Annotated in this window: 1 protein-coding gene; it reads right to left on the minus strand. The window is 40.9% G+C overall.

Annotated elements, in window-relative coordinates; translation table 11 throughout:
* A partial coding sequence (tnpA, locus tag IM700_RS23005; RefSeq protein ID WP_204801209.1) for an IS200/IS605 family transposase occupies positions 1-330 on the minus strand: 330 nt, incomplete at both ends.

Consider the following 330-nt stretch of genomic DNA (forward strand, 5'->3'; position numbering starts at 1 on the left):
CTGCTGAATGGATCTTCGTACTCTTTTACACTCAGCTTATCTACTGCTTGATCATGTGCTTCTTGTTCACGTATATATTTTGCGACGGTAGCTTCATTTAGGCCTACTGTGCTGACGTAGTATCCTTCTGCCCAAAATTTGCGGTTTCCATATTTATACTTCAGGTTGGCGTGCTTCTCGAATATCATCAGTGAACTTTTACCCTTTAGATAGCCCATAAATGATGATACTGAGATTTTCGGGGGAATCGCCACCAACATATGTACATGATCTGGCATCATGTGACCTTCTATGATCTCCACTCCCTTGTATTTACATAAACGCTTGAAT

This window comes from Paenibacillus rhizolycopersici, from assembly GCF_014947195.2.
GTDB classification, from domain to species: domain Bacteria; phylum Bacillota; class Bacilli; order Paenibacillales; family Paenibacillaceae; genus Fontibacillus; species Fontibacillus rhizolycopersici.